Source organism: Marilutibacter maris, from assembly GCF_006546735.2.
Lineage (GTDB): Bacteria > Pseudomonadota > Gammaproteobacteria > Xanthomonadales > Xanthomonadaceae > Marilutibacter > Marilutibacter maris.
The window spans coordinates 1-9,229 of sequence record NZ_VICD02000152.1; the positions used below are offsets into that span (position 1 = coordinate 1).

Here is a 9,229-nt window from a genome sequence, read left to right on the forward strand (position 1 = left end):
CGGCCTTGGCCGGGGCCGATTCATCGGCGGCCGGCGCGGCGCCGGCATCCTGGGCCTCGATCAGGGCGACGACGCTGCCCTCGGACAGCTCGTCGCCGATCTTGACCTTCAGCTCGCGGACCACGCCGGCGAACGGGGCCGGCACTTCCATCGTCGCCTTGTCCGACTCCAGGGTCACCAGGCCCTGGTCCTGGCTGACCTGGTCACCCACGGCGACCAGCAGTTCGATCACGGGCACGCCCTGGTAATCGCCAATGTCGGGGACGCGCGCTTCCTTCAAGTCAGCCATGGTTCGGGTTCGCCGTGGGAGGGGAAAATCCTATTGTGGCGGCTGATCGCGGCAGCGCCAACCGCGACTTTGGCCCCGCAGGCCTTGCGCGACGGGCATTGCGCGCATCCGGGCACCACACGGGGCGGTACGGAAGGCCCGCGCGGACGCGGCGGCGCGACCGGTCGCGGGCGTGAAAAGTTCATTCAGGCGGCAATTACCGCGCAACTCGCATTCATGCAGGCCCGGATACGGTGTGCGCGCCCTGCAACGCTCCCTCCCCCTTTGCGTCGGCGGGGCTCCCCCGAAAACAGGAGCCGTAGAAGCTCCAGGAGAATCCAAAATGCGTTTCAGTCACCTGACCCTGGCCCTGCTGGGCACCCTGGCCATCGCCCCCACCGCGTTCGCGCAGGACGCGTTCAGCACCGAAACCTCGACCGGCAAGCGCTTTGCCGTGGTCGGCGGCGTCGCCCTGGCCGAGCCGACCGAGAACACCTGGATCGGCGACAGCCAGCGCCTGGAGCTGGACGGCAGCAATGCCGCCACCCTGAGCGCGAGCTGGTACATCAACGACAACATCGCGATCGAAGCCTGGGGCGCGGCCAGCAAGTTCGGCCACCGCGTCAACGCCGCCAACGGCAAGGCCGGCAGCGTCGACTCGCAGCCGTACGCGATCAGCGGCCAGTACCACTTCCGCGATGCCGACGCGCTGGTGCGTCCGTTCGTCGGCCTGGGCTACTACGAGCAGAACTTCGACGACGAGTCGGTGACCTCCAGCGGAGCCCTCGCCGGCCAGCGCCTGGGCGTGGAAACCGCCAAGGGCGCGATGGCCACCGCCGGCGTCGACGTCAAGCTGTCGCCGACCTGGTTCGCCCGCGCCGACCTGCGCTACCTCAACGGCGATTCCGACCTCTACCTCGACGGCCAGACCGTCGGCGAGGCCAAGCTCAACCCGGTGGTGGTCGGCGTCGGCCTCGGCGCGCGCTTCTGATCGGCCACGCCCGGCAATACGCTCCGGTCTTCCGGACCCGACAACGCCCCGCCACCGCGGGGCGTTGTCGTTTGCGCACCTCACCTAGCTGCCGGCGACCCCGCGCGCCGCTTCGTAGCGGGCGATGTAGTCCTCCACCGACATCGACCCGATCACCTCCGCGACCGGCTCCAGCAACAGCGTGTCGAGCGACTTGAAGCGCAGGCAACACTTGTCCATGTCGAGCTTCAGGCCCGCCCTGGCATAGGCCTCGCGCAGGCACCGCTCCTGCACCGAGTCGGCGTAGGCGGCCATCAGGTACAGCGCGTAGTGGCGCTTCTGCGCGGCCAGAGCAACGTAGCCCAGCGGCTGCTTGTTGCAGGTCGCCGGATATCGCGACAGCGGGATGCTCCAGCCGATCATCCCGTAGGCCATCGCCTCCCCGTAACCGGCCGGCATCGCCGCATTGACCACATCGCGGACCGCGGCGACGACCGCACGCCGCTCCGGCGGCAGCTCCTCCAGATAAGCGTCGACGGTGGCGGCCGTGCTGCTGACCATGCCCGCCTCAGTCCGCCAGCGGACAGGACCGGGCAGACACCTGCGAATACGGAACCACGGACATGCGCCGACTCCCCGGGATGGAACCGGCACGTTATACCGATGCCACGCCCGGGTCACGGCACGGTGCATCGCTGGGCGTCTTCCTCCTCAGGGATGCTCGGCCTCGGCATGCACGCGCTCGCGGCGCAGCAGGTACAGGCCGCTGGCGACGATGATCGCCGCCCCGATCCAGGTCACCGCGTCCGGCAACACCCCCCACACGCTCAGGTCCAGCAGCACGCCCCAGACCAGGGCGGTGTACTCCAGCGGAGCGATCGCCGAGGCCTCGCCGATCCGGAACGCCTCGGTGATCGCGTACTGGCCGAGCGCGCCGGCGGCGCCGACGCCGGCGATCAGCCAGGCGTCGGCGGCGCGGATCGGCACCCAGTCCGGCCAGGCCAGCAGTCCCGAACCGACCGCGATCATCACCAGCAGCCAGAACATGATCGACTGCACGCTGTCGGTACGCGCCAGCACCCGCACGGTGATCGCGCTGAGCGCATAGCCCAGCGCCGCGGCCAGCACCGCCAGCGCGGCCAGGCTGACCAGGCCCTCGCCGCTGGGCCGCAGCAGCACCAGCACGCCGAGCAGGCCGATCGCGATCGCGGTCCAGCGCCGCGGTCCGACCTTCTCTCCCAGCAAGGGCACCGACAGCGCGGTGATCACCAGCGGGGCGACGAAGAAGATCGAGTAGGCGGTCGACAGCGGCAGGCTGCGCAGCGCGTAGACGAAGCTCGCCATCATCCCGACCCCGATCGCACCGCGCAGCAGGTGCAGCGACCAGCGCCGGATCCGCAGCGAGGCCAGGCCACCGGTCGCCAGCACCCAGACCAGCACGAACGGCAGCGACGCGGCGCCGCGCAGACTGGCGACCTGGAACGACGGATAGTGCGCCGACAGCTGCTTGAGGCCGGCGTCCATCAACGAGAACGCGGCGACCGCGACCAGCATGGTCCAGGCCGCGCGGACATTGGATTGCGACGCGCTCACGCGGCCCCCGCTCCCCTGCCGGCCATGACCCCGCCTCAGCCCTCGCCGCGCAGGCTGGCGATGTCGATCACGAAGCGGTAGCGCACGTCGCCGCGCAGCATCCGCTCATAGGCGTCGTTGATGCCGTCGATGTCGATCAGCTCGATGTCCGCGGCGATGCCGTGCTCGGCGCAGAAGTCCAGCATTTCCTGGGTTTCGCGGATGCCGCCGATCATCGAGCCGGCCAGGCGTCGGCGCTTGGAGATCAGCGCGCCGGCGGCGACCGGTGCCGGCACCTCGGGAATGCCCAGCAGCACCATGGTGCCGTCGACCTTGAGCAGCCCCAGGTAGGCGTTGTAGTCGTGCTCGGCCGATACCGTGTCGACGATCATGTCGAAGCGCCGGGCATGGCTCTTGAACACCTCGCCGTCGCCGGTCGCGGCGAAGTCGTGCGCGCCCAGCGCGGCCGCATCCGCACGCTTGGACTCGGAGGTGCTGAGCACGGTGACCTCGGCGCCCATCGCCGCGGCGATCTTGACCGCCATGTGGCCCAGGCCGCCCAGGCCGACCACCGCGACCCGGTCGCCGGGCTTGACCTGGAAATGCTTCAGCGGCGAATAGGTGGTGATGCCGGCGCACAGCAGCGGCGCCGCGCGTTCCAGCGGGATGCCGTCGGGCACCCGCAACACGTAGGCCTCGTCGACGGTGATCCGGGTCGAATAGCCGCCATAGGTCGGCCGCGAACGGTCGAAGCGGTGTTCGGCGTCGCGCTCGTAACTGTTGTAGGTGCCGCTCATGCCGAAGTCGCAATACTGCTCCTCGCCGGCCTCGCACTGCGGACAGCTGCGGCAGGAGTCGACGAAGCAGCCGACGCCGACGGTGTCGCCGACCCGGTAACGGCTCACCGCGTCGCCGACGGCCGCGACCCGGCCGACGATCTCGTGGCCCGGCACCATCGGGAAGATCGAACCGCCCCACTCGTCGCGGGCCTGATGGATGTCGGAATGGCAGACGCCGCAATAGAGGATGTCGATCAGGACCTCGCTCGGACCCGGCTCACGGCGTTCGACCGAGAACGGCACCAGCGGCGATTTCGCATCCAGGGCGGCATAGGCGGGAGTCTTGTCCATCGTGGCGCTCTCGAGGGGGTAGGTCCTCAAGACTAGCGCCCGCGACGGGCGGCGCAATGGCGGGATGCGCTCCCGCCATTGCCGGCGAAACAACGGGCCAGGTTCGCGGTCGATCAGAACCCGCGGGTGAGGCTGACACCGCCGCCCCAGTCCGGGCTGCCGTCGGACAGGCCGGCGACACCGTACAACTGGATCCGGGTGCTCTCGCCGGCGTTCAGGGCATAGAAGGCGGTGACCTCGCTGCGCGGGTCGTAGCCGTCGGAAGCTGCCTGGCGGTAGTCGTAGATCAGCCCGAGGTTGCCGCCGCCGGCACGCCGGCTGACGCCGAGGTTGGCACTGGCGACGGCATCCACGTCGATGTAGTCCGAATCGCCGAGCCAGGTGTAGCCGACGCCGCCGAACAGCAGTGCGCTGCCGACCTGGCGATACAGGTCGACGGCAACGCCGTAGTCGTTGGCGCCGGTTCCCAGCCCCTTGTCCTCATCGGCGGTGGCCAGCTTGAAGTTGCCGGTCAGGTCCAGCCCCAGGTCCGAACCGGTGTCGACGCTGTAGATCGCCGCCAGCCGCAGGTCGCCGATCCCGGAAGCGGCGCCGCTCTCGGCCGGCGCGGTGGTACCGCCGCCGCCGTTGCCGCGCCCGCGACCGCGGCCGTTTGGGTTGCCGTTGTCGACCCCACCCAGGCCGGGCAGCACGTTCGGGTCGCCGTCGACCCGGACCCACGGCAGACTGGCCTTGAACGACCAGTCGCCGCGGGTATAGCGCGCGGTGAACGGCACCGACAGGATCGTGGTGGTGGTATCGCTGTCGTAGTCGCCGCTGCTGTAGTCGACGCCGACACCGAGTTTGAGGCCGTCCGCGGCCTGCGCACCGGCGGACATCGCGACCAGCGCAAAGAACAGGATGGAACGCTTCATCTGGACTCCTGGAAGAATGGGCACGACGACGGGCGCCCCGCGCGGGGACGCCCGTCATGCACTACACGGTTGGATCAGCGGCCGCCGCGCTCGGGGCGCTCGGGGCGCTGCGGACGCTCGGGCTTTTCAGGCCGCTCGGGCCGTTCGGCACGTTCCGGACGCACGGGTCGCTCCGGGCGCTCGGCGCGGGCGACCCGCTCGGGCTTGCCGCCACCGCGCTCGACCCGCGTCGATGCGCGTGCCGCGGCGTGTTCGCTGCGATTGCCGGCACTGACCAGCGCGCCGAGCTTGAAGCCCAGCTCGTTGGCGATCTGGCCCCAGCCCATGTGGTCGGCGCGCATCGCCAGCACACCGCCCTCGACCGTGGTCACCGAGCTGCCGTCGTCCTGGACGACGGTGGTCTCGATGCCGGTGAGGGCCGACTGCAGGTCGGGCGCGTTGCCGGAGTCGATCAGCGCTCCGGCCAGCGACAGGCTGATGTTGACCTCGCCCCAGCCCATCGGGCCGTTGGGATTGGCGATGGTCCGTTCGACCGTCGTGGTCGAGGTGGTTCCGTCGGGATTTTCCGTGGTGACTTCCTCGACGACGACGAAATCGCCGCCTTCGCGCAGGTTGTCGACCAGGATGCCGGCCGCTTCCGGCGATCCGGCCAGATCGGTGTAGCGCTCGACCAGCTTGGAGCGGGGCACGCTCGCGTCCTGGATGATGGCGTCATCGCCGGCGTCCTGTGCCAAGGCAGTGGGGCCGGCCAGCGCGAACGCGATGGCCAGCGGGAGGATCAGGTGGATTTTCTGCAGGCGCATGGAATTTTCCTTCGAAGGCTGCTTTCGGACGTTCAGGCTTCATCGGGACGGCGCCGCGCAAGCGGGGGAAGCGACGCACGCCCCGCCGGAAAGCTGGCACAGGCGTGACCGCGCTACCCGCGCGTGGACTGAACGACGCGCGGGAGTGTGACTGCGGCCGCATTCGGCAAACCTGTAAGTTCCTGCAGGGCAAGGGAAATGCCGCTCATCGGCGAATCCGGCCACGGTGCGTTAATCTGTGCGGCCCGTCACCACGCTGCGCGCCATGCCTTCCTTCGACATCGTCTCCGAAGTAGACAGCCACGAACTCACCAACGCCGTCGACCAGGCCAACCGCGAGCTCGGCAACCGCTTCGACTTCAAGGGCGTCGACGCGAAGTTCGCCCTCGACGAGGCGGTGATCACCCAGTCCGCGCCCAGCGACTTCCAGCTCAAGCAGATGGCCGACATCCTCAACGCGCGCCTGATCGCCCGTGGCATCGACGCCCGTGCGCTGGAGTTCGGAGAGATCGAGACCAATCTGGCCGGCGCGCGCCAGAAGATCACCGTCAGGCAGGGCATCGACCGCGAGATGGCGAAGAAGATCCAGGCCGCGATCAAGGCTTCGAAGATCAAGGTCGACTCGCAGATCAACGGCGACAAACTGCGCGTCAACGGCAAGAAGCGCGACGACCTGCAGGCCGCCATCGCGCTGCTGAAGGGCGGCGAGTTCGAGCTGCCGCTGCAGTTCGACAATTTCCGCGACTGATACCGCCAGTGGCGCCGATCCGACCTCGCCGGGGACGCGGCGCACGCCCATGAGCGCGCCGCCGGAAACCACGCCCGAGGCGATCATCGAGACCCGGCGCTGGCTGGAGCGGGCGGTGATCGGCCTCAACCTGTGCCCGTTCGCCAAGGCCGTGCACGCCAAGCGCCAGATCCGCTACGTGCTCAGTCCCGCGCAGACCCCCGAGGCGCTGCTGGAACAACTGGCCGACGAGCTGCGCCTGCTGCACGCCACCGATGCCGACACGGTCGACACCACCTTGCTGGTGCATCCGCGGGTGCTGGGCGACTTTCTCGACTTCAACGATTTCCTCGACGCCGCCGATGCGCTTGTCGCCGAACAGGGCCTGGAAGGCGAGATCCAGGTCGCCAGCTTCCACCCCGACTACCAGTTCGCCGGCACCGATCCGGACGAGATCGGCAACTTCACCAACCGCGCGCCGTACCCGACTCTGCACCTGCTGCGCGAGGCCAGCATCGACCGCGCGGTCGCCGCCTACCCGGACCCGGACGTGATCGTCGAGCGCAATATCGCCACCCTGGAGAAGCTCGGCGTCGACGGCTGGCGCGAGTTGCTGAAGCCCTGACGCCACCTGGCACCCGGGCCTTCCCAGGACGACACGTTCCGCTCCAGCGGGTTCCTGACCGGTCAGGCCAGCGCGGGTGCGATCAGCGCGCGCGCCTCGTCGAGGCTGGCGACGATGCGGTGGCCGAGCGCGCGCACCGCGGCGTCGGGCGCGACCAGGTCCGGGACCTGGATCGGGGTCATCCCCGCCGCCAGCGCCGCGCGCACGCCCGGCACCGAGTCCTCCAGCACCACGCAGCGCGCCGGCTCGACCCCCAGCCGCGCGGCGGCGAGCAGGTAGATGTCCGGTGCCGGCTTGGATTCGCGGACCTCGTCGCCGGTGACCACGGTGACGAAATAGCGCTGCAGGTCGCAGCGTTCGAGCTTCTGTTCGGTACGCCAGCGGTGGGTCGAGGTCACCACCGCGCGCGCCAGGCCGATGCCTTCGACCCAATCCAGGATGCGCCGCGTGCCGGGGCGCAGCGGCAACCCCGCCTCCACCCGGGCGCCGTAGAGCGCTCCCAGACGCGCGGTCAGCGCCTCGGCCTGGTCGGTGCGCAGGCGATCGTGCAGCATTTGTCGGCAGACCTTGTCGGACAGGCCGATCATCGACAGCCACAGCGCGTCGTCCAGCGCCAGTTGCAGCTCGGCCGCGGACTGGCGCCAGCATTCGAGCAGGGTGCGCTCGCTCTCGATCATCAGGCCGTCCATGTCGAACAGCACCGCCGCCGGGCGGAAGCCGATCGCGGGCGGCGGGGCCGCAGGCGTGATCCCGTCGCTGCGGGTATCCATCATTGGTCGTCTCCGAACAGTCGGTCCAGGTCGGTCGCGTGCAACGGACGCCATTGCCCCTCGCCCAGATCGCCGAGCTCGAGGCCTCCGATGCGGCTGCGGTGCAGCGCCTCGACGTGGTTGCCGACCGCGGCGAACATCCGCCGCACCTGGTGGTAGCGGCCCTCGGTCAGGCTCAGTCGCGCATGCCGTGGCGCCAGTGCCTGCAGCGTCGCCGGCGCCAGCGGCGTGGTCTCCGATTCCAGCATCAGGCTGCCGCTGGCGAAGGTCGCGCCCTCGTCGCCGCGCAGGTCGCCGGCCAATCGCGCCTCGTAGACCTTGGCCAGCTTCGATTTCGGCGAAATGATCCGGTGCAGCAGGGCGCCGTCGTCGGTCATCAGCAGCAGGCCGCTGGTCTCGCGATCGAGCCGGCCGACCGGCGACAACGCCGGCGAACGCAGACGGAAACGCGGCGGCAGCAGGTCGAACACGATCCGGCCCGGGTCGCGGGTGGAGCAGGTGTAGCCGGTCGGCTTGTGCAACATCAGCACCAGCCCGGCCGGCGGGTCCAGCGGCTCGCCGTCGATGCGCACGTCGGCGTGGCCAACCTTGTCGTCGGCATACAGCACCTCGCCGTCGGGGTCGGTGATGCGGCCCTCGCGGAACATCAACGCGACCTGCTTGCGACTGCCATAGCCGAGGTTGGCGATCAGGCGGACCAGCTTCATCGTCCGCGCCCCCGCGCCTTCACCGCCTCCACCACCTTGAAGCCATCGCGCTGCGCGTGCACCCGGATCTCGCCGAACGAGGCGTCCAGCGTCTGCTCGTAAGGCAGATGACGGTTGGCGACCATCCACAGGCGCCCGCCCGGACGCAGCGCCTCGGCGGCGACCTGGATGAAGCGGCGGCCGATGTCCGGACGCTCGCCGCGGCCCTGGCCGTGGAACGGCGGGTTCATCACGATGGTGTCGAAACCGCCGGCCACGCCGGCGGTCACGTCGTGCCAGTGGAAGCCGACCGGCACCCGCGCGTCGGCGAGGTTGCGGCGGGCCAGCGCCAGCGCGCGCGCCTCGGCCTCGTACAGTTCCAGCGATTCGATCCCCGGGCAGCGCTCCAGCACGGCCTTCGCCAGCACGCCGATGCCGGCGCCCAGGTCGGCGGCGCGTCCGCGCAGGTCGCCCGGCAGGTGCTCGATCAACAGCTCGGAAGCGGCGTCGACCCGGTCCCAGGCGAACACGCCGGGACGACTGAACAGGCCACCGTCGGCGACTTCGCGGACCGCATCCAGCGCCAGCCATTGCCGCAGCAGCGCGGCATCGGCCGGGCCGTGCAGCGGCGCGGTCCAGAACGCGCGGCACTTGTGCTTGCTCAGCGAGCCGACCGCGCCGGCCAGCTGGCGCAGGTCTTCCTCGGCGGACTTCGCTCCCTCGTTGTTGGGCACGCAGGCGAGCACGCGCCCGCCCGGCGCGCA

General features: G+C 70.0%; 12 protein-coding genes. 3 read left to right on the forward strand and 9 right to left on the reverse strand.

Annotated features, from left to right (window positions below; all coding sequences use genetic code 11):
* On the reverse strand, positions 1–289 hold a 289-nt coding region (locus tag FKV24_RS09475), incomplete at its 3' end, for a biotin/lipoyl-containing protein (protein WP_343200238.1).
* 322 nt (positions 290–611) lie between these two features.
* Here FKV24_RS09475 and FKV24_RS09480 point away from each other — a divergent pair.
* The gene (locus FKV24_RS09480; RefSeq protein ID WP_111267584.1) at positions 612–1,259 is read left to right on the forward strand and encodes an OmpW/AlkL family protein; all 648 of its coding nucleotides are present in this window, start codon (positions 612–614) and stop codon (positions 1,257–1,259) included.
* An 84-nt stretch (positions 1,260–1,343) separates the two neighbouring features.
* Here the strand turns inward: FKV24_RS09480 and FKV24_RS09485 are convergent, their stop codons facing one another.
* From FKV24_RS09485 to FKV24_RS09505, 5 genes are all read right to left on the reverse strand, one after another.
* The gene (locus tag FKV24_RS09485; protein ID WP_141482208.1) at positions 1,344–1,799 is read right to left on the reverse strand and encodes a DUF1801 domain-containing protein; all 456 of its coding nucleotides are present in this window, start codon (positions 1,797–1,799) and stop codon (positions 1,344–1,346) included.
* Positions 1,800–1,949: 150 nt separating this feature from the next.
* Positions 1,950–2,831: a DMT family transporter gene (locus FKV24_RS09490; protein WP_407067486.1), complete on the reverse strand. Its 882-nt coding sequence runs from the start codon at positions 2,829–2,831 to the stop codon at positions 1,950–1,952.
* A gap of 35 nt (positions 2,832–2,866) precedes the next feature.
* Entirely contained in the window at positions 2,867–3,940 is a 1,074-nt protein-coding gene (locus FKV24_RS09495; protein WP_111267587.1) for an NAD(P)-dependent alcohol dehydrogenase, read from the reverse strand.
* A gap of 113 nt (positions 3,941–4,053) precedes the next feature.
* A complete protein-coding gene (locus FKV24_RS09500; RefSeq protein WP_141482209.1) occupies positions 4,054–4,854 on the reverse strand; it encodes a transporter in 801 nt (266 codons plus the stop codon).
* A gap of 74 nt (positions 4,855–4,928) precedes the next feature.
* Entirely contained in the window at positions 4,929–5,657 is a 729-nt protein-coding gene (locus FKV24_RS09505; RefSeq protein ID WP_111267589.1) for a hypothetical protein, read from the reverse strand.
* A gap of 265 nt (positions 5,658–5,922) precedes the next feature.
* Between FKV24_RS09505 and FKV24_RS09510 the strand changes: the two genes are divergently transcribed.
* A complete protein-coding gene (locus FKV24_RS09510) occupies positions 5,923–6,405 on the forward strand; it encodes a YajQ family cyclic di-GMP-binding protein (RefSeq protein ID WP_111268185.1) in 483 nt (160 codons plus the stop codon).
* A 49-nt stretch (positions 6,406–6,454) separates the two neighbouring features.
* Entirely contained in the window at positions 6,455–7,009 is a 555-nt protein-coding gene (locus FKV24_RS09515) for a DUF1415 domain-containing protein (protein ID WP_141482210.1), read from the forward strand.
* 62 nt (positions 7,010–7,071) lie between these two features.
* Here FKV24_RS09515 and FKV24_RS09520 read toward each other — a convergent pair whose 3' ends face one another.
* The 3 genes from FKV24_RS09520 to FKV24_RS09530 all read right to left on the reverse strand — a co-directional run.
* Entirely contained in the window at positions 7,072–7,782 is a 711-nt protein-coding gene (locus tag FKV24_RS09520; protein WP_249040976.1) for an HAD family hydrolase, read from the reverse strand.
* Entirely contained in the window at positions 7,779–8,486 is a 708-nt protein-coding gene (locus FKV24_RS09525; RefSeq protein WP_141482211.1) for a pseudouridine synthase, read from the reverse strand. Before FKV24_RS09525 ends, FKV24_RS09520 begins: the two co-directional genes overlap by 4 nt.
* On the reverse strand, positions 8,483–9,229 hold a 747-nt coding region (locus FKV24_RS09530), incomplete at its 5' end, for a class I SAM-dependent methyltransferase (RefSeq protein WP_141482212.1). The genes FKV24_RS09525 and FKV24_RS09530, both read right to left, overlap by 4 nt.